At 34.1% G+C, this 23,358-nt stretch carries 18 protein-coding genes; 5 read left to right on the plus strand and 13 right to left on the minus strand.

All coding sequences use genetic code 11. The features are described from left to right. Positions 1 to 4 precede the first annotated feature (4 nt). From AC1ECF_RS06095 to AC1ECF_RS06125, 7 genes are all read right to left on the minus strand, one after another. The gene (locus tag AC1ECF_RS06095; protein ID WP_480388691.1) at positions 5 to 1,021 is read right to left on the minus strand and encodes an ABC transporter substrate-binding protein; all 1,017 of its coding nucleotides are present in this window, start codon (positions 1,019 to 1,021) and stop codon (positions 5 to 7) included. Positions 1,022 to 1,353: 332 nt separating this feature from the next. Beyond that, a complete protein-coding gene (gene lepB, locus AC1ECF_RS06100; protein ID WP_480388522.1) occupies positions 1,354 to 1,818 on the minus strand; it encodes a signal peptidase I in 465 nt (154 codons plus the stop codon). A gap of 55 nt (positions 1,819 to 1,873) precedes the next feature. Continuing rightward, positions 1,874 to 2,998 carry a DUF4145 domain-containing protein gene (locus tag AC1ECF_RS06105; protein WP_480388523.1) on the minus strand — a complete coding sequence of 375 codons (1,125 nt, stop codon included), beginning with the start codon at positions 2,996 to 2,998 and terminating at the stop codon, positions 1,874 to 1,876. Between the two features lie 91 nt (positions 2,999 to 3,089). Then, positions 3,090 to 3,290: a DUF7662 domain-containing protein gene (locus tag AC1ECF_RS06110; protein ID WP_480388692.1), complete on the minus strand. Its 201-nt coding sequence runs from the start codon at positions 3,288 to 3,290 to the stop codon at positions 3,090 to 3,092. Between the two features lie 39 nt (positions 3,291 to 3,329). Further along, complete coding sequence (locus AC1ECF_RS06115; RefSeq protein WP_480388524.1) at positions 3,330 to 4,583, minus strand: nitrilase-related carbon-nitrogen hydrolase; 1,254 nt, start codon at positions 4,581 to 4,583, stop codon at positions 3,330 to 3,332. Further along, entirely contained in the window at positions 4,580 to 5,632 is a 1,053-nt protein-coding gene (locus AC1ECF_RS06120; protein ID WP_480388525.1) for a hypothetical protein, read from the minus strand. Before AC1ECF_RS06120 ends, AC1ECF_RS06115 begins: the two co-directional genes overlap by 4 nt. Before the next feature lie 703 nt (positions 5,633 to 6,335). Further along, entirely contained in the window at positions 6,336 to 7,838 is a 1,503-nt protein-coding gene (locus AC1ECF_RS06125; protein WP_480388526.1) for an NAD(P)H-hydrate dehydratase, read from the minus strand. Positions 7,839 to 8,190: 352 nt separating this feature from the next. Between AC1ECF_RS06125 and AC1ECF_RS06130 the strand changes: the two genes are divergently transcribed. Genes AC1ECF_RS06130 through AC1ECF_RS06145 form a run of 4 tightly spaced genes read left to right on the plus strand, consistent with a single transcriptional unit; the run spans position 8,191 to position 11,243 of the window. Further along, positions 8,191 to 8,814 carry a hypothetical protein gene (locus tag AC1ECF_RS06130; RefSeq protein ID WP_480388527.1) on the plus strand — a complete coding sequence of 208 codons (624 nt, stop codon included), beginning with the start codon at positions 8,191 to 8,193 and terminating at the stop codon, positions 8,812 to 8,814. After that, positions 8,807 to 9,568, plus strand: a complete 762-nt coding sequence (locus tag AC1ECF_RS06135; RefSeq protein WP_480388528.1) for an ABC transporter permease — start codon at positions 8,807 to 8,809, stop codon at positions 9,566 to 9,568. The genes AC1ECF_RS06130 and AC1ECF_RS06135 overlap by 8 nt, the downstream gene beginning before the upstream one ends. Positions 9,569 to 9,596: 28 nt before the next feature. Continuing rightward, positions 9,597 to 10,274, plus strand: a complete 678-nt coding sequence (locus AC1ECF_RS06140; protein WP_480388529.1) for an ABC transporter ATP-binding protein — start codon at positions 9,597 to 9,599, stop codon at positions 10,272 to 10,274. Positions 10,275 to 10,277: 3 nt separating this feature from the next. After that, the gene (locus tag AC1ECF_RS06145) at positions 10,278 to 11,243 is read left to right on the plus strand and encodes an ABC transporter substrate-binding protein (protein ID WP_480388530.1); all 966 of its coding nucleotides are present in this window, start codon (positions 10,278 to 10,280) and stop codon (positions 11,241 to 11,243) included. A gap of 212 nt (positions 11,244 to 11,455) precedes the next feature. Here AC1ECF_RS06145 and AC1ECF_RS06150 read toward each other — a convergent pair whose 3' ends face one another. After that, a complete protein-coding gene (locus tag AC1ECF_RS06150; RefSeq protein ID WP_480388531.1) occupies positions 11,456 to 13,222 on the minus strand; it encodes a DUF262 domain-containing protein in 1,767 nt (588 codons plus the stop codon). 559 nt (positions 13,223 to 13,781) lie between these two features. Here AC1ECF_RS06150 and AC1ECF_RS06155 point away from each other — a divergent pair. Beyond that, positions 13,782 to 14,426 carry a 2OG-Fe(II) oxygenase gene (locus AC1ECF_RS06155; protein WP_480388532.1) on the plus strand — a complete coding sequence of 215 codons (645 nt, stop codon included), beginning with the start codon at positions 13,782 to 13,784 and terminating at the stop codon, positions 14,424 to 14,426. A gap of 300 nt (positions 14,427 to 14,726) precedes the next feature. Here the strand turns inward: AC1ECF_RS06155 and AC1ECF_RS06160 are convergent, their stop codons facing one another. From AC1ECF_RS06160 to AC1ECF_RS06180, 5 genes are all read right to left on the minus strand, one after another. Further along, complete coding sequence (locus AC1ECF_RS06160) at positions 14,727 to 16,214, minus strand: hypothetical protein (RefSeq protein ID WP_480388533.1); 1,488 nt, start codon at positions 16,212 to 16,214, stop codon at positions 14,727 to 14,729. Between the two features lies 1 nt (position 16,215). Continuing rightward, on the minus strand, positions 16,216 to 17,067 hold the full coding sequence (locus AC1ECF_RS06165; RefSeq protein WP_480388534.1) for a hypothetical protein: 852 nt from the start codon (positions 17,065 to 17,067) through the stop codon (positions 16,216 to 16,218). A gap of 269 nt (positions 17,068 to 17,336) precedes the next feature. After that, on the minus strand, positions 17,337 to 17,558 hold the full coding sequence (locus AC1ECF_RS06170; protein WP_480388535.1) for a hypothetical protein: 222 nt from the start codon (positions 17,556 to 17,558) through the stop codon (positions 17,337 to 17,339). A gap of 163 nt (positions 17,559 to 17,721) precedes the next feature. Beyond that, positions 17,722 to 20,709, minus strand: a complete 2,988-nt coding sequence (locus tag AC1ECF_RS06175) for a DNA methyltransferase (protein WP_480388536.1) — start codon at positions 20,707 to 20,709, stop codon at positions 17,722 to 17,724. 112 nt (positions 20,710 to 20,821) lie between these two features. Continuing rightward, a complete protein-coding gene (locus AC1ECF_RS06180) occupies positions 20,822 to 23,275 on the minus strand; it encodes a restriction endonuclease (RefSeq protein WP_480388537.1) in 2,454 nt (817 codons plus the stop codon). Positions 23,276 to 23,358 lie beyond the last annotated feature (83 nt).

Below are 23,358 nucleotides of genomic sequence, written 5' to 3' on the forward strand. Positions count from 1 at the left end.
TTATTTATTGAAATTTATCTTTCCATTCGTTTCGAACTCGGTCATAGTTTTCATTCACCCAATCGATATCCAAATCAACTGCAATCTCTTTCACCTTCTCTAAGTTCAATGGTGTCTTAGATTCTACGTTTGGATTAATCGGGATATGATACCAGTCAGCCATGATTTGTTGTGCGTCCTCAGATAGAAGGAAATCTATAAATTTCTTTCCGCCTTCTGCATTTGGACCACCCTCGATTAAGGATACTGGGTTTACAAGAACTGGTGTTTTATCTGGTACGATAAAGTCTACGCTTTCACCCTTAGCCTTTTGTTCATATGCCATAAAGTCAAATCCAACTCCAATATGAGCCTCACCCATTGCTACTGCTTTTGTTGGCGCTGAACCTGAGTCTGGCATAGAGTTAGACTGCTTCACTAATTGCTCGAAGTATTTCCAAGCCTCGTCTTCCCCTTTTCTCATCATCTGGTCCATTACCATTAAAGTTGCTGTCCCAGAAGCTGCTGGATTAGGGAATTGGATTTTCCCTGCCCATTTAGGATCTAGCAGGTCTTCCCATGTTTTTGGCGCTTCTTCCTCAGACACTAATTCCGGATTGTAAGAAAAACCCAAAACGAAGATTTCTACCCCAACATATTTTCCGTCTTCATGCTTCATTTTGATGCCATCTTCTACGATGTCCCAATCTGCTGCAAAATCTGGAATATACTCTGCCAAAATGCCTTTATCCACAGCAGCTTCAAAAGGAAGGATTCCCCCTCCGCCATACCATACATCAGCCTTTGGATTATCCTTTTCAGCTAGCATTTGATTCACCAGGACATTCGTTCCAGCGTAATGTACATCTACTTTTCCGCCGTGCACTTCTTCATATTTAGCTGCTAATTCTTTAGCAAAGTCAGGTGTTTCAGGAGAATAAAGCGTGATTCGGTCTCCTCCACTTCCCCCACCAGATTCGCCACCAGCACAGCCCGCTAGAATACTCCCCGCAAGCATTACACTTGCAACTAACCCTGTCATCTTCTTCACTGTAAATCCCCCTTTGTTTGAGTTAACGGCAAAAAAGAAAGATGAACGCCAAATGTAAGCCTTTTCAAAAAGACTCACATTTAGGCTTTCATCTCATCGTCTCTGCCTATTTATTAACTTATGTTAAATTATACAATAAATTCTGATTATTACAACAGGAAGTTAGGAAATATTTTCTTTCGCTGCACATAAAACAACCAGGAAAATAGAAATTTTCCTGGTTGTTTTATTGTGCGGAATTTTGTCTGTCCCTGGGTCACAAACTAACATGAATTTCACGTTTATTTGAATAAACGTGAATGTTTGGGACCCAGGGAACCATCCTACTTTTCAACAACTTTCCCTATAATGTCTTCCTTAGCGGTAGGACCATCTATTCTACTATCCTTGCTTGTTAGCGGTTTAAGATTATCTCCAATTAGAAAATACTCGTCACTCTTTAATTGAATACCTTCTGCAGGCATATCACCCTCCCACACATCGACGAAATCATATTCACTTTCAAGTGGCTTGCTATCAATATAAATAGCTCCATCACTAATCTGAACGAGCTCGTTAGGTAAGCCGATCACTCTTTTAATATGTTCGCTTTCCTCCATATTAAAAAGCACAAGATCATCACGTTTAATATCATTGTCCCCATAATAGTCTTTATCAACAATCACCTTATCCCCATGTTCTATTGTGGGAGACATGGAGACTCCTTCCATGTAAACAACATGTTTCTCGTCTTTGTTACATCCAGCTAAGATTGCAAGTAAGAATATATACACAAGTGTTTTCTTCATTCAATTCCTTCCTTTGCTCTCACATATCTATATTTTGTTTTAGATTATATTGTAATCAGTTTTTTGGCTGTTGTTTCTCCTTCAACTGTTCAAACAACTTTTCCACAGTACCTACACCAACATTTTCATATTTCGCTAAAATAACCAATTCCTTTGGTAATTGCTCGACGGTATTCATTTGGTCTTCATTTAATTGCCTTAGAAGGTTTGGCATTCCAGTAAATTCATCGGAAGTTAAAGGTATCTTGGATAGCTCTTCCGTCACAACTATATAATCATCTTTAAAAAAGAAGAATAATTCTCCTTGACGTTCGATAATAAGCTTTCTACGTGTTTTCTCTTCTTCGATATACGTTTTTAACTCTTCGAACAAATTTTCATTATTTTTTTCGGTATAACGCTTTACATGATGGTGTAATCCTTCAAGATTGTTGGGTAGCTCACTCATTATCCGGGCTTGTTGTTCTGCTCCAAGTCTAATAAGGAATGTCTCTGATATAGCAAATCTTTGAGGCAGCAAGAAAGCATCCCGCAAAAAATAAGGAATTTCAAGCTTTTGATCCTTATATGTAATTGTACGAATGGTTGTGAAACCTGGTTGGTCAAATTTTATTGGTAAATCTAAAGTGGTTGCTGCTACCTCTGATTCAAGTTTATCTGTATCTACAGAGGTCTTTTGCATAGATGATATAAGTAGAGTTTCTAAAGACTTGAGACGCTCTTCAATTTCTGTGATTTCATATGATTGTTGCACTTTTAGAGTAGGATCCTGATATGGAGGAACATTAAAGTCAACGGGGCCATAAACTTCCACATACCACTTGACTATTTGATAGACAGACTCCCATGACAATAATGCTTCTGAATAACGAAACATTCTTGTATCGTGAGCAGCTTTGTTTCCAGTCTGACGAACAAAATGTAAAGCATCTCTGATTTCAGTCGTCAGGTAACCATTTTGATTCAACAAGTCAATTCTATCTTTCAAGTTCGCCCATTGCTCTTCAGGCAACTTTTCCTCTCGAATTACTTGTTGCAGGATGTTCTCAACAAATATTCTTGCATGAGTGAGCATTGTTCTAGGGCTTGTGAAAATACTATGTTCAAGTTCACGTGCAACAAATGCTAATTCTTTAGAGATTGGTTCAAGAAAATGATAAAAATAAGTTGATTCTTCCATTATAAAATCTCCTGTCTGGTATTTCTTTACTAACTAAATAGTATTCTTCAAAGCTCTTCAATAGATTAACTACGAAACTTCCCAACTTCATTCATAACTGAATAGATTCAGTCTTATATCCCACATCTCTCCATGAATGAGCCTGTGTATGAGAACCAATATTATTACTCCACCAAGCAGAATATTTATAAGCCGAATCAGGGAGATTAAATCCTAATATCATCTCTATATTCTCAAAAGAAAGAGTAATCCTATCCGCCCCATTTGATTTTAAAAAATGTTGTAGTTGCAGATACTTTTCTCAACGCAATTTTTTCAACTCGGCATTCTTTTAATGATTAATTAGATTTTCATACTGTTCTTTAAATATAAGATTTAAACCTTTTCCAGAATTAATTGATTTTTCATAAACACTATCAAATCCATACATATGCTCTAAATCGAAACCAATAGATTTCCCTTGGAATAGCTGAACATCTTTATAACGATTAGTTTTTGCTCCGATTGTGTAATTTGGAGTACTTATTACAACTGCAATTCGATTTTCAATAACTCTCAGCTTTGCAAAAGCTACTGCTATATCATAATCAATATCTTTATCACAGTTATATATAAAAACTTCATGATCTTTTTCAAAACGTGGTTGTTGAAATACAAATTTCCGATCATACAGATTATCTTCTATACAAGCATGAACATGAATAATATCCTTACTCTTTTTTAAACGAATAGAAGATTTCAGTTTCTCTATTTCAGGTAAATTCGAAATCAAGGATCCATTTTCAGAAATAATGACATCTTCGTCCTGATATCCTACTGTAAAGTGTTTATATTGCTTATCACTATAATATGGTTCTGCCTGAGGCATTGTTTGTTCTTGATTCAAATCAAAGATTGAATATGCATTTTGTTTTTTGCCATCTCCCTTTTCATAAATTGACTTTAATAAGTTTCCGTTATTATAAATAATACGATCGGATTTTTGCCCCATTGAATCTCCATACCCCATAGTACACATTACCGGTCCTTGAATTTCTAATGACCTACCTTTTAAAATACTACCCCATTTAGACATCTTAACGTTACCACCAGTTAAATTAATAAGCATATCCATGCCTTCTAGTTCTAGACGTTCCATTAAAAGTGGATAAAACATGTCATGGCAAATACAAATTTGAATTTTCTTTCCTTTTAAGATGAACGGACTGTACACTAGATCAATAAAATCATCCTCATAGTGATCGTCGAAAAACACCCGCGGTGAGGTTGAATGCTTTATATATACAGAGTCCACTGTTTCTCCTTGAGTGTTATTTAGGGCCGCATTCGGATTATAGTAATAGGCTTCTTCTGTACCAAATGATGTTGAAACCCCCATTAAAACTGGTGTATTTAAATCATTAGCTACATCAATAACTTTATTCCAACATTCATCAACATTTTTTGCATATTCATATCCCTCTGGAAAGACAACTAAATCTATAGATAGTTCTGCTTCCTTTAAAAATGATTTTATTTCCTTATAAATAATCTTATAATTATATGAACAATTATCTCCAAATGGTTGTACTAATAAAACCTTCATGTTGACACCCCATTTAATTGGTTAATAGAAATATAGTGTGTGTTTCGTAATCCTAAATAATATTGATATGTGTCAACACTACTTTCCATTGAATCAGTACCCACAATCCACCCAACTTGATGTAAACGTCCCGCATTAATGAGCCCACCAATCGCATGCTTAGATTCGCCTGTCTCTATTTCTATACCAAGTAAAGGGTAATATATCTCTTTTATCCTTTTTTCATTTACATATTGAAGTAGCGGATACAAGTGTTTATCCTCACGTAGATTTTCTCCGATTTGCACCAAAAAATCTAAAAATCCACCTGTAATAAAGAAGCCTGCTGAAATATCTACCTTTGGACAATAATAGTATTGTGAGACCCCTAAAATTTTTTTACGTTCAAGTGAGATTGGATCATAGGTAAAATCATTTAATATTAAGTTTTGCTTCTTATTTTGAAATTGAATTTTAAAAAAGTCCGCAGCATAATCAAGATGAACAGTTAGATTTGTTTCAGAGAGTCTTTTTAGTACTTTTGCAGCAATAGGTAAAGAAATAGTTTCTCCACCTGAGCCTTTGACACGCTTTTGATGTTCAGGTTTAGTTAAAAGATTTGTCTTATTTGAAAGTTGCAACGGCAGCATGGATACGTCTAAAAAAATAATGTTTTTATTCCCAATTAGCTCTTGCATCGTTCTTACAATTTTGACACCTCTACGATATGTATCATTTTCTTTTCCTGCTTCTTGATTAGCTACAATCATAAAATGATACTGACATGGAGAAATAAATAAATTCCCTATATTTCCAACTTGATTTTTAGATGAAGTAGTTGCCCCTTCCACTTCAAAAGTAGCAAAAGGCAGCCATTTATCATCTATTATTTCTACACCCATTATGTTAGCAATATTAAGACTTTCTACATCTAAAAACCAAATGACATCATAACGAGGATTGTATCCATTAGTTCTAGGAAAAGAATATTCTTTTTCGGCTCGTAATCCTATACTTTCCCCCAATTCAATTAAACGGTCTTGAATTGATACAGTAGATAATTTGCTCATTACATTTCCCCCATAGAATGTTCTCTTTAACTCAATTAAAATCTACTCATATCAATTTTCTTTCCTTTTTAGTCTTCATTTGGAGGCTATCTATAAGATTATTTCCATTCCCAGTTAGCAGTTCATTTCTCTTACGACCACCATCAGCGCTCCGAATCCAACTGAATCTATTGTAATCAGATTCTTTTTTAGAGCATTTTGATTCAGCAAAGCTTTATTGTTCCAGCTTTCTATTATCAACTCTCTGCTGGAGTATAAGGCTAAATCATATAAAAATGGTTTCCATCTTGTCGCTTAGAGGTTTGTCAGATTTGGAATAGTTTAATAGATATTAATTTGTAGCTTTTTATAATATTACAAAATCTTACTAGAATAAAATTATATTAATATCCTATATTTTACAACATATCTCCACTCGGTACAAATCGATGTAAAATTTACAAATTATGTTTTTTTAAACAGACCATTTGTTTTTTTATATAAATAAAAAAACAACACTATCTATTAATAGTGCTGCCAAATAAAATAAATTATGTAAGTTCCACTCTCAAAATCATTTACTACTTCGCTTGTTACTGAAAAGAAATCAAAATGCGCTTTTTCTCTTGTCCTGGAATATATTAAAGGAATAGAAGGTATCTCGATCTTCCTGGGTTATATTCGCAAGTGAGAAGACTCTTGGGTATTAATTTTCCCCTAAAATCTATAACATCTTCCTCACATATCCCACAATATCCAGCGGAGTTACCCCATAATTTGATAGCTCTTTTCCAGCTTGCTCTGCTGCAGTCGCATGATAGTAGCTTGCTGCAATTAATGCATCTGTCGTACTTGTACCCTGTGAGAGAAACGAAGCGATTAACCCTGTTAATACATCCCCACTTCCGCCTTTTCCTAGAGCATCATTTCCAAATGGATTGATAAATTGCTGTCCATCAGGTGACGTAATGATAGGTCGATGCCCCTTTAATAAGAGATAAACACCGTACTCTTGCGCAAACTGTTTTGCAGTCTCCAAACGATTCTTCTCGACCTCAGCCACTGTAAGACCTGTTAAATGAGCCATTTCTCCAGGATGCGGTGTCAAAATGACATCCCCTTCATATGTGTGAAGCTCTTCTAACATATCTCGTGCAAAGAATAGCCCATCTGCATCAATAATAAGCGGTTGTCCCGACAGATTAGCAAGCAGTTGACGTAAAAGAGCTGCTCCATCTGTTTGGCGTCCGAGCCCCGGTCCAAAGGCAATTGTTCTATAAGTTGAAAAATCAATCTCACTGGTTGCAAAGGATGGCGATGCAATTGCTCCATTCTCGTCCTGCAACGGCAATAGCAAGCTCTCTGGACACTGAGAAGCTACAATTGGATAAATGGTCTCTGGAACAGCTAATGTGACCAGTCCAGCCCCTGAGTGAAATGCCGCCTTTGCTGTGTACACAGTGGCACCGACATAGCTTTTGCATCCTCCCAAGACGAGCACATGCCCAAACGTCCCCTTATGACCTTGCGCTTTCCGCTTAGGTACCGCTCCTTTTCCTAACTCATGCATTAATCTCGGTAAATCTAACCCTAGAGTCTGTACAAGCGATGCAGGCACCGAAATATCCGCACATACAATCTCCCCAACATACTCAGGGCCTTGCTGCAAATAAAACCCCTTTTTCGGCAGCACAAATGTAATCGTCTTATCTGCAAAAACAGCCACATTCGCTACTTCCCCTGTATTGGCATTCACACCTGAAGGAACATCCACTGCATACACAAATGCTGCCGATTCATTTACCTCTTGAATCAAGGAATAAAACGGCTCACGAACCTCCCCTTGAACACCCGTACCAAGAAGAGCATCGACGATGACATGGGCTTTCTTCAAATCAGTTGCTTCTACCACTGGAAACTGCCGGTTTTTATACACTTCATAATGTAGCTTAGCATCACCTTTCAAGTTCTGTTCCTCAACTGCGAGTAGCAACCTAACATCATAGCCAAAATCAATCAGTCTGCGAGCAATAACAAAGCCATCCCCCCCATTATTACCACCACCTGCAAGTACAATAATATTCGTTGCCCGATCAGGAAAATCCTTCATCACTTCATTCACAACTGCCGCTCCTGCATTCTCCATCAATACGATGCCTGGCAAACCAAGGTTTTCCATCGTATATCGATCCAGCAATTGCATTTCTTTTTGTCCAGCAATATACATTCTATAAACATCTCCTTTTCATGAGATACCCAATGATAAAGAAAAGAGCTCCCTTCTTCCTCTCAGCAGAAAACAAGGAACTCTTATCGTATGTGTCCAAACAGTATTCAAGTTCCCAATAAGTACATCGGCTACTAGATTATGTACTTATTATAACATCATTGTGTGGCTCCCTGGGTGACAAACAAACATGAATTTCACGTTTGTTCAAACTATCATGAATGTTTCTGACCCAGGGACACAAACCAAAACTTTCCTTTCATAAATCTCATTGATAATCATTATCATTTATGATAATATTACTCCGGGTTAATTAATCTTGAATCGCTTTCTGATTAGAAAGGAGAAGAAAGTGCAAAAATATATCTGGTTAAATCCTGTTGTTTTAAAAATGTACAATCAGGAAGAATTGAATTCTACTTTAGTAAGCCTAGGTTTTCAGATTGTTTCTTGTGAAGAAAATCACATAGAAACCGTAAAAAATAAGTACAAAGAGAGTTATGAAGGCTGTAATCGGACTCTCTGTGATAATAGATGCCCTAAAGCTATGGCCTATGTGAAAGAGAAATATCACCATACTAGTTTGGAGTACTCAACCATCGATCCAATTTTAATTCACAGTGCTAAGGAACTGGCAAATAGATATAACGATGATGCAGCAGAATTATATATTATAACTCCTTGCACGGATTTAAGAGATTTAGGTAATAAACTAGCATTGAAAAATACGATATTTCAAACATGGACTGAATTTTGTAGAAATCATCGTATCATACTAAGTGCTAAACCAACTGAATCAAGCCCAATTCCGCCAGGTTTTTTTGACAATGTCCCGCGTGTCATCAGCCTTTCATCTAAGGAGGATATAGACGCTTATTTCCAGGGTGGTCCGAAGCAAGAGAAACAATTAGTGGAAATGTTGTATTGTCAAGATGGTTGCCATAATGGAGATGGGGTTAGAATAACAAATGAATAATACAATAAAGAAATTAATACCAATTGCGATTATCCTGATTGCCTGGTATTTGTTCAGTTATTTCGAAGTTTGGAGTGCCTATCTGCTGCCTAGTCCCATGAAGGTGTGGGATACCTTTCTAGTAATGGTGCAAAGCGGAGAACTGTTTATTCATATCCTTGCAAGTTTGAAAAGAGTATTAGTCGGTTTTTTAATCGCCTTTGTATTCGCCTTTATACTTGGTATTATTGCAGGTTTAAAGCCCTCTCTTTCTCCTTATTACAATCATATTGTGGAGTTCTTCCGGAATGTTCCTCCTCTAAGCTTGATTCCCTTACTCATTTTGTGGATTGGTATCGGAGAAGAATCCAAGATTATCATCATCTTTTTAGCTTCCTTCTTCCCGATGTTCTTGAATATAAAAAAAGGCTTTGGGTCGTGTGATTATAAGCTTCTAGAGGTCGGAAGGGTGTTAGGACTAACCACTAGACAAAGGTTTATGAAAATCATACTCCCAGCTGCTATTCCAGATATTCTGTTGGGCATGAAGATTGGTCTCGGATATAGCTGGAGAGCAATTATTGGTGCAGAAATGATTGCCGCTGCAAGTGGGTTAGGATACTTCATATTAGATGCACAGATGATGTCACGCTCTGACAAGGTGATTGTAGGAATTCTTGTAATCGGCTTACTTGGGGTCATCTGCGATAAATTGTTTACTATCATCAGTAAGAAATTCACTCGTTTAGGAGGAATCACAAATAGCTGGGATTAAAATAAACCAACTGCATAAAAGTTATATGGTGGATGGGAAAAAACATGATGTATTGCAAAATATTGATGTTGATTTCCCGGAGAATAGCATCAGTGTCATCCTAGGAAAAAGTGGATGTGGGAAGACAACGCTTCTACGCATACTTGCTAATCTGGAGCAATCCGATCAAGGAGAAGTACTCATTGATAGGGATGAAAAAATAAGCTTCGTTTTTCAAGAACCGCGTCTGATGCCATGGTTAACCGTATACAAGAACATTACATTCGGGTTGGATAAACAAAAGATTCATGAGGAAGAAATAGAAGAATTAATGGACTTGATAGGTTTGAAAAAGTTTGAAAAGGCCTATCCACACCAATTATCTGGTGGCATGCAACAACGAGTTGCATTAGCAAGAGCCTTAGCCTATGACCCGTCCATCATTTTAATGGATGAACCTTTTGCTGCACTGGATTACTTCACACGTGAAGCCATGCAGAAGGAATTAATAAGAATTTACCAACTAAAAAAGAAAACCATCCTCTTCGTGACACATAGTATCGAAGAAGCAATGGCTATAGGGCAAAATATATATGTATTGAACGAAGGAAGAGTTCATGCTCACTTTCAGTTAGAGGCTTATGACTATCCTAGAGATGTATTCTCCCCTTCTCTTATAGAAATAAAAAGAAAGATCATCCAGAAATTAGCAGAAAAGAGTGAATGATAAATGAAAAAATGGTTATTAGCTTTACTTGTTGTACTTAGTATGTCCGTAATCGCTGCATGTGGACAAGACAGCGCGGATAAGGAGGAGAATACTTCTACAGTAGAAAAAGTACAGACAACTTATGTGCTATCTCCTTTAAATGTACCCTCTATTGTAGAGAAAGAAAAAGGATTGTTAAATGAGGCTTTTGCAGAAGAAGGAATCGAATTCGGATATTCTAATTTAACAACTGGTCCAGAACAGACACAAGCTTTAGCTTCTGGAGATATTCAATTTCTGAACGCAGTTGGTGCCACATCTGTTATTTTATCGGCTTCAAATGGAGCAGATATCAAAATTATGAGTATGTATAGTCGTTCTCCTGAAGCCTTTATGTTATTCACAAATAAAGCAGATATCACTTCACCTAAAGATTTGGTAGGCAAAAAAGTCGCAGGGCCAAAAGGAACTGTTTTACATGAGTTACTGATCAATTATCTAGCAACGGAAGGCTTAACAGAAAAGGACATTGTATTGGTACAACTAGATATTCCTTCTGCCCAAGCTGCGCTAGTAGCAGGAGAAGTAGATTTTGCGTTATCAGCTGGCCCAACTGCCTATAATATGATTCAAGACGGTTACCATGTAGTAACGAACGGCAAAGGCCTAGTTGACGGAACAATTGTAGTCGCAACTAGTGAAGATTTCTATTCCAAGAATCCAGACTTAGTGAAAAAGTTTTTACAAGTACAAAAAGAAACATTGCAATACATGGATCAAAATTATGAGGAAATCATGGAAATCACCGCAAAAGAAACGGATCTCCCTCTAGAGGGTGTAAAAGAAATGTATGAAATGTATGATTTCGATATGGAAATTAAACCTTCAGATATCGAAAGCATGAAAAAAACAGTCGAATTCATGAAAGAAAATAAAATGATTGAAAATGATGTAGACATCCAGTCACTTATTTTAGATATAGAATAATCGAAAACAGACTAGCACTAGTAGCACAAACTAAGTTCAGGGTTTGTGCTACTTTTTTGTGGTCAAGTTTTTTCTATTGGAAGCAATATTTATCTCCCAAACAGTGAAACCATTACGAAAGTTATTCTCTATAGCGAACAAGCTGGTATATAACTTTAAAAAAAAAACTAGTTGACCATTCTTTTAGTCAACTAGGTTTTAAGACGTTTGAATTAAATTAAGCCTTTTCTTTTCAACTCTTCAATCATCTTTACTTCTTCAGGAGTTGGAACTGGCGGATGTTCTTTTTGAACAGGAAATTCGGGTTCGTTTAATCCCCATTCCTTCAATAACATTAATAACTCATCAGAAATTCGAATATCTCTTTCTCGAATTTCCTCTAACCCCCAGTCCTTATGCTGATTGGAAAGATCAAGTACTAACTGTACCTTTGATTTCTTGTAACTGTCTTGCTTCTTTTTAAAGTAGCCATTACTTGCAATGATGTTTAGCTTCTTCTCAAATGGAATCTTATTTCCAATATGTTCCACCAGCTCTTTTACTTCACTCTCCGTATTGTTTGGAAAATAACTTGATTGCCACTTTTGAGGGAGGATATGCTCGATTTCCCATTTCTCAGGGAGTAGTTCTTCTTGACACTGGTAAGCAAGAATCTTCAATATCATACGGACAGTATAACGATGAGCCACTTTAATTTTCTGTTTAAGCTCTTGTTCATCCACTGTTGCAAAATCAAATCTTGGTGTTGAGGATTTAATAATTTCCGAGTTTAAATTCAATATCCCTCTTTTTACAGCATTAATCGTTGGCGTAACAATATACCTTCCTGCAAGAACAGAAAGTAACTTTTTCAGAAACTTGAGGAATAGTTCTTCAAAATCTGGTGAACGATGATATTTAAGATAATAAATCACCACCGGATACTTCCAGAATTCATTTGGAAACGATGTTAATCCATCTAACACTTGTTTAATCTCTATATTTTTCGACCAATTCTCTTCTTCAATTTCAACATGATTATTAACAACAAGCCATAAGTTAAGCACCGTATTCAAGTTTTCCATTACGTCGCTCTTATATAATTGCTCATAATTATTTCTTGAATAGTATTTTCGAATACCTGGTGTTGTAGTAGCTCTATCATTTTCTAATGCTCTCAGATAGAACATATAATAATAAAACAATTTTTGAATACTTTCATTCGCATTTGTAGCTGCCTCATCAAGCTGCTTCCACTGTTCAATGAAAATCGCTTTCCCTTCAGCATCCAAATGATTATAAATCTTTGCTTTAAAAATATCTGCATCAGATAAAGCTAATCCTCTATCATTTAGAGTCGAGAAGATAGTTAACGCTGTATCTTGGGAATCTGCAGTAATCGGAAGTAATATCGCTTTATTCAAGACATTCCGTATGAACCAGAAAAATAGCTCTGGCTCATTAGAAGCGAAAGTTTCAATTAGCTCCGTAAATAATTTGTAGTTTAAGGAATAGTTATCTCTTGCTCCTTCTTCAACAGTCCCAGTAATCAGGATTTTGGCAAAAACATCGTTTCCTCCCTCTCTTATCACTCTGGATTCAATAAGCGTTTTTTCAAAATCAACCTCAGCTGTTAATTCATCCTGTTCCCATAATGCCGTCTCGATTTGTGCCTTAAAATTCTTTACTTCTTTTGTTTCTGTCATTGTATTTAGCTTTGAGTAAAGTGCACGAAGTAATAAAAATAGGGATGTAATCCGTTGCTGACCATCTATTATTTCCTGTTCACCATTATTTTCGTATGAAACAATCGCTCCTAAAAAATAGGTGCTTTCATTATTATTTTTGGTGTACTCGACCAAATCTTCGAATAATGTTTCAATCTGTTCATCCGTCCATGCATAGGGACGTTGGTACTCAGGGATAATGAATTTATGAACTTTCCCTGTCTCTAATAATTGTTTGACACTCTGTTTGTTCACTTCGATTGTTGTAACCAATATGAATGCTCCATTCTGTATGTTGTTATTACACATAATCATTTGCAGATTTACTTAGGATAAATTCTAGTTATACACTAGGTCCTTAAGAGATTACACTCACTATAAACTATAGTCTAATATAGAATATATTAGTTTTAAATAAATAAATGAATCATACCAATAGTTGTAAAATACTTCTTTTATAAAATGATAACTCAATAATAGACTATCCTTATAGTTCTCGTTCCTTTTTATATTGAATGGAGTCATGAAAAATAGAAATTTTCGCTCTTAACAAAAATGCATTTGGCTCAAACTCTTCGATTACTTTTTCAAGCCTTTCATTCCTCGTGTTATTTCAAGATCACTTCACCCTTGGATCCATCGCAGTATAACTCATATGCTGTTGTCCCTACCTTCTTTCTAGGAGATAAATCACAAGATAATTTTTACAAGTTTTTAATTTTTGTGAATTGTATGATAAAATAAAATGAAATTTATTCCAATATAAAGGTATAAAGGATTACTTTTTATTTCCCAAATGTACTGTATTAACTATTAAAGTTTAAAAGGGGTAATGAAGTTGATAACAGAAATGAGAGAACAAACGATATTTGATCATAGTGGGAATAAAATCATGACAGATCGAGAGATTAACATAGTCGCTAGATTAGATGAACCACTAGTAGTGGTTTTAGGGAATGTGTTAAGTGAGGAAAAGTGTGATGAGCTGATTAAGCTGTCCAAAGACAGAATGAAGCGCTCCAAAATTGGAACGGAACGAGTAGAAAACGAACAGAGGACGAGCAGTGGCTCGTTTATTGAAGAAAGCGAAAATGATGTGGTGGCTAGAATCGAACAAAGGATATCTTCTATTATGAATATCCCTATTGAACATGGCGAAGGCCTTCAAATCCTTCAATATACACCAGGTCAAGAATACAAAGCCTATTATGATTACTTTTCTTCTGCTAGTAGAATCATAAGCAATAATCGAATCAGCACGCTCGTAATGTACTTAAATGATGTGGAAGAAGGCGGGGAAACTTACTTCCCTAAACTGAATCTTACGGTATCTCCCAAAAAAGGGATGGCAATTTACTTCGAATACTTCTATAACAATCAAACATTAAATGAACTAACTTTACACGGTGGAGCACCAGTGATAACTGGTGAAAAGTGGGTTGCAACACAATGGATGCGGAAGCAAAAAGTTAGATAAGCAATAATTAGCAGTTAATTCGGGTCCCTATCTAGGCAATAAAACCAAGGATATAAAAAGACATCTTCCTATAATCAGTAAGATGTCTTTTACTTGTTTATAATTGAATCATTTTAAGAAGAAGTGACTTAGAGAATTTTTTAATAAGCATATTAGGTAAAAATTTAGAACTAAATTAATTATATTCTATTATTCATATTAGCTAACATTTCCAACATTTTTTTATCAAATACCTAACTAAACTAATTGTGTATACTTGTCTCAAAGAGGGGCACAAGCTTAGCAATTTGCTTTTACTTACTAATTTATGAAAAATGCTTCTAAATCCTTGTCATCCTTTAAAATTTTCTTTTCATCAACACCGAATTCTCTCGCTAACTCCACAGAAGAGGCTGCAAGCGTATCAACGTTAGCGTTAACATCAAATGCCGCTTCAATTAATGAGTCAAACTGAGCATATTTTTGCGTAATTACACGGACAAGTTCATTATAAGCTTGATCAATCTTTGCAATTAGTGATTCTGAATAATCATTTAGAAAAAGCTTTAGCTCTTCCTCTTTTTTACCTAATTTCCCCTTGGACAGTTCCCAGAGCAGATTCGTAGTTACTAATCCAATGATTGAACCAAGGACAGGTACGGGTATTAATGTTTGGCCAACTGCTCCACCGATTGCAGCGATTCCCGCCTCTATACATAGTATTTGACCTTGTCTAACAAACTCATCCATTTCAATTTGACCGCTTCTTTGATCTGCTATAAGTGAGGTAATGCCCATAGCAGCAGCCGTAACGGCTCCTGCAAATGGTGCGGAGAGGGAAGTTAAATTTGTTAATGCATAGATGCTTGCCGCGGCAAATCCAGATTTACCGCCTGCCTTGGTGGCATCTAATCCAATCTCTTTCCAGTCATCATTATTGAAATCTTCTATTTTCTTCCCTGACTTCACTTTAGAATAAACCCCACTAATTGAGCTTATTGCAGCTCCCACTAAAGCTACTGTCCCTGCTACTTTTAATCCTTCACCAATAGAGGGTCCTTTCTTGGCCTCTATAATTTTCAGCTTTTCTTCTTCCTCATTTTCAATCTTATCTTGTAATTTTTGATTTTCATAAACAATCTCTTCTTGATGCTTTGACACCGTTTCGGGTATTTCCCCTAGCTGTACGTCCTCGTAACTAGAAATCGATGGTTCTACCATTTCTGAAAATGAACGTCCAGATTCTCTTTCGATTTGCTCCACTTTGCTTATTATTGCTCTTACTGATTTGTCATTAAGCGTGTCTGGTATATGACCATTTCGAATTGATTCAATCATTTGATACTGATCTTTTGGTATAGAATAATTCATAGTTTTGTCATGATACTTTTCGAAGTGTTCTATTATATGAGAAAGGGTATTGTTCGTGCCATTTATGAATTTTGATTGATACTTAATTCCATTAAGAATGAAATCTTCTGGAGCTGTTCTGCCTACTCCATTAAATGTAGCAACTTCCGTCTGTCCATTTAAGATAGACCAAGCATTACGTACATTGACATCTAAATGCTCTGCAATTTCACCATGCTTTGTTTGTTCCGAGCCTAGAATATTGTTAGGCGCAGATAAAAACTGGCGCATTTTCATCATATGTCCTAATGCTGCTTCAAAGTTATTATCTTGTAATGCTTGCTGCTGTAGTTTTTCATGAATGATAGAATCAATCTGCTTGGCAACCGTTGTTTTTTTCCACTCATTAAATCCGCCAACTCCTGCCGCAATCACTTGCTTTTTCCAAACATTACCCATATTATTTACCAATCTCTTTCATAAACAGAGCAGATAGACTCTCTGTATTGTTAATGATTGCACGAATTTGGTCACGCTGCTCTTGAGTGAAATCTAAGAATGATTTTATATTCTTTGTGGTACTTACAAATTGTAGGATAGATTGGTGTAATTCTGTTGAAAGCTTTTTAGTAGTTTCATTCAATTTCGAAATCTCTTTTGCCACCGCCTCTAGTTTACGGCATTCTTTTATAATTTCTATGCGTTCTTTGTCAGCTTTAATGGAAGCGTCTTTATTCTTCTTGCTAGCAAATATGCCGCCTCCCAATAAACTTGCTGCTCCAATTCCCCAACCGATTGGACCTGCTAAAGCTAAAAATGCATTTCCTAATGCCATACCACCGCCTCCTGCAGCTAAAGCACCGCCACCTAACCAAGCAAGTGCCGCGTTTGTTGCGGCTGCTCCTGACAAACTAGAAATAGCAACACCTGTTGAGGCCGTACCAAATGTGGTAGCAATCGCCAGCGCAGCAGTTGGTGCAAATGCTGCCGTCGCTACTCCTGCTGTTACACCTGCTGCTGTACCACCACCTACAAGCTTCATCATTGTTTTTTCGTCATAAGTTATTTCGCTTAGTACTTGAAAACTTGCTATATTAACGTTAATTTTCTTAAAATCCTGAGCAAATTCTTTTGGAGTATTCGCTAGTGTATTTACATAGTCTTCAACACTCTTAATAATATCAACGGCTAATGTTCTTGAATTATGTAAATCAATTGCACAATTTTGGGTTCTCTTAGATAACTGCTCATAATACTTTATTTCACTTTCTAATTTTGCAATTGATTCCTTTTTTAATGAACTATTTAACATCTAAATCGCCCCTCATCACATGTTCACTATTTATGATATCCAACTTTTTTAATTAAACAATCCTATCCAATTAAAATACTTTCTTTTGTAATAAAATAGACATCTTCCAGGTTTGTTTAAGTAAGATGTCTATTTTTCATATTCAAGATAACTTGTAGCTTGGGGTGTTTCAAAGAGAAAAAGCCTTTCGTATGCATACTAAGTTCTAAACTTTCTACTTTCCTAAGAAAAACCAATTACTATGTTTGAATAGTAATTGGCTCTAATATTTATAAAGTGATATCTTTCGATTTCGAAAAGTCAATTTCGGATGGGATTTCGTTGGACTCCATTAAGTCTTTAAGCAATAGCAACTTTAGTGATGTGTCTGAACCATAACAACGATTATTTCTATCGCCTTCATATACTTTTACAGGAACATTGTAAATGACATATACCTGTTGGTCGATATCCCAGGTGACATCTTTTAACATTTCATGTTCTTCTGGCACTGATTGACCTCCTCGAACTTTTTGAGGTATTAATACTGTCATTATACTCACTCTTCCATATAAAACCCAATTTAACCCAAGTAGTAAAAATAGGAGCATTTATGTTAAGTTGCTACGTCCTCCTATTTTGCAAAATTTAAACTAGAATATAACCTGTTCCTTATTATTTATTTTTCCATACACCTTTTTCCTCATCATATATAAACCATTTTTTAAATAGACTAATAAAGCTCTTGTACTTATCCGCTAATAAATTTAAAATTTGTTTATTAATAACCATATCTAAAACACCATAATCATATAATTGTTGTGAAGTAGCCATACCATCTAGCTTACTTATTATTTCTTCCGAAACTTCTTTTACATATTTTTCCGCATCGAGTAAACTAACTTCTTTCTCTTCAAATTTTAAATTATCATTTTTTCTAAAAATAACCAATGCGCTGCCTGAAAGAGTTTTATTTGCTGTCCATACAGATTTTAAAGACTTCTGCTTGCTACCTATGTGACATTGAATTACATATTCTAGGCCAGCTTTATTTGCTGCATTAATTATAGACCTCCAATAGACCAATGAAAAATCATGATAAAAGAAACAACAATATTTTTGATTTTTTAAAATTCTCCCCATCTCAAGTATTGATTTTTCCATATCCAAATTAAAATTAGCCATATCTTTATTTCTAGACGGCGCTTTAGATACAACAATTTCTTTTTCTAATTGTTGCTCACTTAAATTATTTAATTTGAGTACTTTATCCCACAAACCCGTATATTCTAAATAAGGTACTTGATCGCTATAAGGTGGGTCAGTAATGATAAGTGATACTGACTCATCTTCAATAATCCTCCTTTTCTGACCTATTATAGAATCATGTATTAGAAATGCCTTATTCGAAGATTCTTTAAAATCATTGAAATCACTTGTTAATCTAGACTTAATGCCCATTTTTTCCGCATACACTAACCCGTTTAATATATCCTCAAACTTTTCTTCTAAGAATATAAATGGATTCCTACTTACAATATTTAATTTAGGTTTCCAATATGGCACTTGAGAAGAGGCTTTATGGTCAGAAAGTTTAAAAAAATGTAAAGCCGAGCTTAAAACAAATTTCACCAATTCTTTTGATTTTGACTCTGACAACTTATTTAGAGAATTTAACAACTCAAATAATGCAATTTTATTTCTTGCGCAAAAATAATCACCGATTGTTGCATTTTCTTGAATTGCAATATGTTTATTTTCTAATAATGGTTGAGAGAAAAATGTATCTAACCCCTTAATTTCAAATACCTTCCATTGGTCATATAATTTTTGATCTATTTCCCTTCCAATTATAAATTTCCCACTCTTTATCTTTGGATCACAGTTACGACAAATATATTTTACCTTTTTAATTTTAAGTGTATCATTAAAATTATCAAAAAATATCCTATCAATAGTTGCATCCAAATTACATTTAGGACATGGAATAATATATAATTCTTTAATCTTATCTAGTACATCTGAAATTAAAACTTTATATGTTTCCTTAAATTTCTCAATATTATAATCCTCAGTTACAGATTTAAAATAATTATGCGCCATTATATTAATATCTACACCGATAAACTTTCTATTAGCTTTTATCGCTTCATAGCCTGTTGTCCCTGAACCCATAAATCCATCATAAACAACATCATTTTCATTAGAAAGAGCTTTTATAATAGCTTCAATAACGTTATAAGGTTTTTTTGCTAAGTAATTATGCATTACAGAAATAGGATTGCTAACTTCGGGTTCCAAATTTGTGATAACTTGGACTAATTTATTGATTTCCGAGTTATTACTAGTTTGCTGAATCCCTTTGAATTTCTTAGAGGGATGTTTACAAACTAGTAATACTTCTTTTACTTCCGTTTTTTCTAATCTCCCTTGATTAGAATGGGTATAATCTTTATAATACACTTCAATATCTTTATAGTGGTACTCACATACTTTAACTAATTCATCTAACTTAACAATAGAATTATCTGAGTAACTAATACATAAGTTTGAATTTAATTTATAGCTTTTAGATACCAATTTATCAAAAGCAGCTAACGCCATACTCTTCTTACCAAAGTCTGAAGTTTTTCTGTTTTTAGGATATCTACCAACTGTTACATCTTTTATAATCGAATTATATGTTAGTTCTTGGTAATCATAATCAATTAAAGTTTCTAATACATGATAATACCTCGAATAATGCTCTTTAAAGTAAGGCGGATCTGCATATATAGTGGTTATAGGCTTATTTATCAATTCATCTAATGCTTGTTCGTAATCAAGCGTAAATACTTCATTTTCTTCGTGAAATTTTGCTTCCAAAATACTTTCTTCAAGAATATTCAACTTCTCTTTGAATGCTTTATAAATAGACACCTTTCTTTTTGCTGTTAAATCTTTATAGTTTTTAATTGTTTTAACCTTTAAAGGTTGTGCAAAATGACTAGTTGCTGATACATAGTTGCTCATGACCGACATCAGAGCTGTTAAATATAAATTTTTCAAATTTAACGAAACATTTATTTTTTTTATCGCATATCTGATTGAATCGATTTCAATACATTGTAGTGTACTAAAATAGCTATTGCTAAAATAAACGGTGAATAGAAGGTTGTGTTGGTTTTTATATTTTTCAACATTATCTATTAATTCTTCTAACCCCTTGAATAATTCATTGTTAGCAACCTTCCCATATCGATAAGGAGTGTTCTCACAAAATAAAGCATATGCTTTATACTCTGATTCATCTTGCATAAGGGCACTCTCTCGCATCAATTGCTCTTTTATTTTTTTATATAAGAAATTAAAATTTTCATCATATAATTTATTGAACTCATTTTCATATCCCTTAACATTGCTGGGTAATCTTTTTAAAAGAGTCTGGTTTATTACACTACTATATTTTTGTATATCATTAGATATTATTTTATGCGAATCTGACAAAGCATATCCAACACTTCCGGTTCCTGCAAATAAATCAACAATAGTATCTCCATCAGGTGTTATGTTTTTAATAAGCGGAATAATCCAATTTAACAATTCCTTTTTGCTTCCTAAATACTGAATAGTATTTATATTCTTAATGCTATCTGAAAAAAAACTCATTTGCATAGCTTTCATCCTTTACCTCTTTTGCGAATGTACGTTCTTCTTTTATTATACCAAAATTAAAAGAAGTAGTCTAAGACTACTTCATAAAACTTATATTATATACTTCTACTTAAGTGAATTATTATTTAAATGCCCCTGGGTATTTCTTTTCCAATAAATTTCTTATAGCTTTACCATCAATTAATTCTACCCCTGTCAATCTTGCCTCTGCTATAGCACTTGGAGTAAAATAAGAAGTTGTAATAACCCAGGCTTTTTGCAACTTTCTTGAATTTTTGAAACTATCTACTCGTTGAATTGGGGTAGCAGATACAGGAGAAGTGTTTTTCCACCTCTTACATTGAATTACATATCTTTCTGAATCTTTCTCTGCTAGAAGGTCTACTCCCCTATCATCAGTCGCCTTAGTTGTTCTGACATTTGAAAAACCAATTTTCATTAGGTACTCTTGCATAAGCTCTTCAAATTCCACCCCAGATAAATTGTTTAAATCTTTTCTCGTACAGTCTTCTGAAAAACTTGAAAAATTAACAGGCGGTTTTCTAATTAGTTTTGAACCACTCTCAATCACATAAGCCCCTAATTCACTTTTAATTTTATTGTCACTACCAGCTGCTTCTAAAATTTTTATTACTTCTTTTTCTCCATTATCTAAATAGAGACTTAATCTTAACAAAAAATCTGGATAAGAAAAACCTGAAGGATTCTCATCTAATAGTTCTTCTACCACTACAGGCGTGTAGTCAAAAATCCTTAATTCAACATCAACTTGTCTTATTAAGTCTCTGAACGGAGGTAATATGTCCTCTTTTATAATGCCTTTGTCTCCTCTTATAATACTATATCTCTTTAAATGACTTAATAATCTACTATTATACTGAACTTTATAAGTAATTCCAACCTCTTTTAATTCTTTATAAAATGCTTCTTGAAATGCTTTTAATTCAAACGAGCCATCTCCCAAATCAATAACGCTATTCATAGACTTAAATATTAATTTATCTATATTATTATCATCAATAAACCAATATCTTTCTTGTTCATCTAATTTTATGAATACTAATAGTATCTCTTTTGAAAATGACCATGTTGCAGATGCTATTTTTCGCTTAGAAGGATCATCTTTCTGCACCAAATCAAATGTTTGTAATGGCTCTAAACCATTTTTTCTTGCAATTAATTTCAAATTATTCAAATCTTCTAACCATTTAGCTCCACCTGAAGGTTGGAAATATAACGCCATATACTTGTGTGTTTTCATTTTTTTATACATAATACCAAAAAACTCATCAATATCCTTCCAATAATTATGTACTTTTTTATTTTTTCTTTCCGGAGAATCTGATATTACAATTTCTTTCTCTAATAGTTCTTTTGTTAAAGGATTGTTAATCCATGGATAATACAATTGAGATCGCTCTAAATAAGGCACTTGATCCTTATAAGGTGGATCAGTTAAAACTAAATCTAATACGTTATCAGGAATACTTAGAATATTTCTGTAATCTCCCTCTAAATAAAAAACACCTTTTTCTTTAGACTCTAAAACATCATTAATATTATTAAACACATTAAACAACTTATAACTTTTATTATTTTCAATATTAAATACACCTTTGTTTCTATATAGAATCTCCATATATCCTTTTTTGAAATCTCTATATTTCTGATTAAATTGGTACCAAATATTTTGTTCTTTATTTTTCAATGGAGGTATGTAATATAAGTCCTGGCTCTGCGTTCTATAATCAGAAGTTTTAGATAAATTTAAATTCGCTAAAAATACCATCATAAAAAAGTTAATATGTCTACCATTTGATAATTTTTTAATTGAATTATAAATAGTTATCAATGCAACTTTTTGTCTATCCGTGAAAAAATAATCATACTTATCTGATTTATTCAGAGTGATATTAATTCTACTATTAATAATTAACTTATGCTTAGGAAATTTATTTATCAAAGATTTATATTTAGACGGTATTAAATTAATTTTACTCAAATCATTTATATCCAGTTTTTTTCTGCTTTTTTTACAATCTTTGTTAGAACATTTATTTATGAAGACCAAGTTTTTATTATCTTTATTTCGTTCGTGTCGAGTTGGATTTATGTACACTTTGCTCTTAAAATCAAAATATACAGCTTTTATAGTATTTTTAGTACCACAATCACAACTTGTTGAATATAAATCTTCCATAACTGACTTTATGTCAGCTTCAATTGCATTCAACACTCTATCAAGTTCTTTAAAATTAAATTCTTGTGTGAAAATATTACGATGCATAAAGTTCATATATGGATCTAACTCAGTTCCAACAAACTTTCGTTTACTATACTGACTTGAAATTAAAAAAGATCCGGACCCCAAAAATGGATCAAAAACCACCTCATTTTCTTTAGATAAGGAATCTATAATCCCCTGCCCTACTTTAAAGCATTTACGACCAGAGAAAGTAAAAATAGATTCTTTATAATGTTGCGGGTTGGAAGTGATACTTAAAAGCGTATTAAATAAATTGTTCATATCATTTCTAACTCTCGAGCTTTCTTCATCACTAAATAACCAGTACATACACTCACTCCAATATACACAAAGTTCATTATTTATATTATTTCATTTCATTCTAAAAAGTTTTAACATTTATATGAATTATC

The organism is Psychrobacillus sp. Z3-81, from assembly GCF_056620325.1.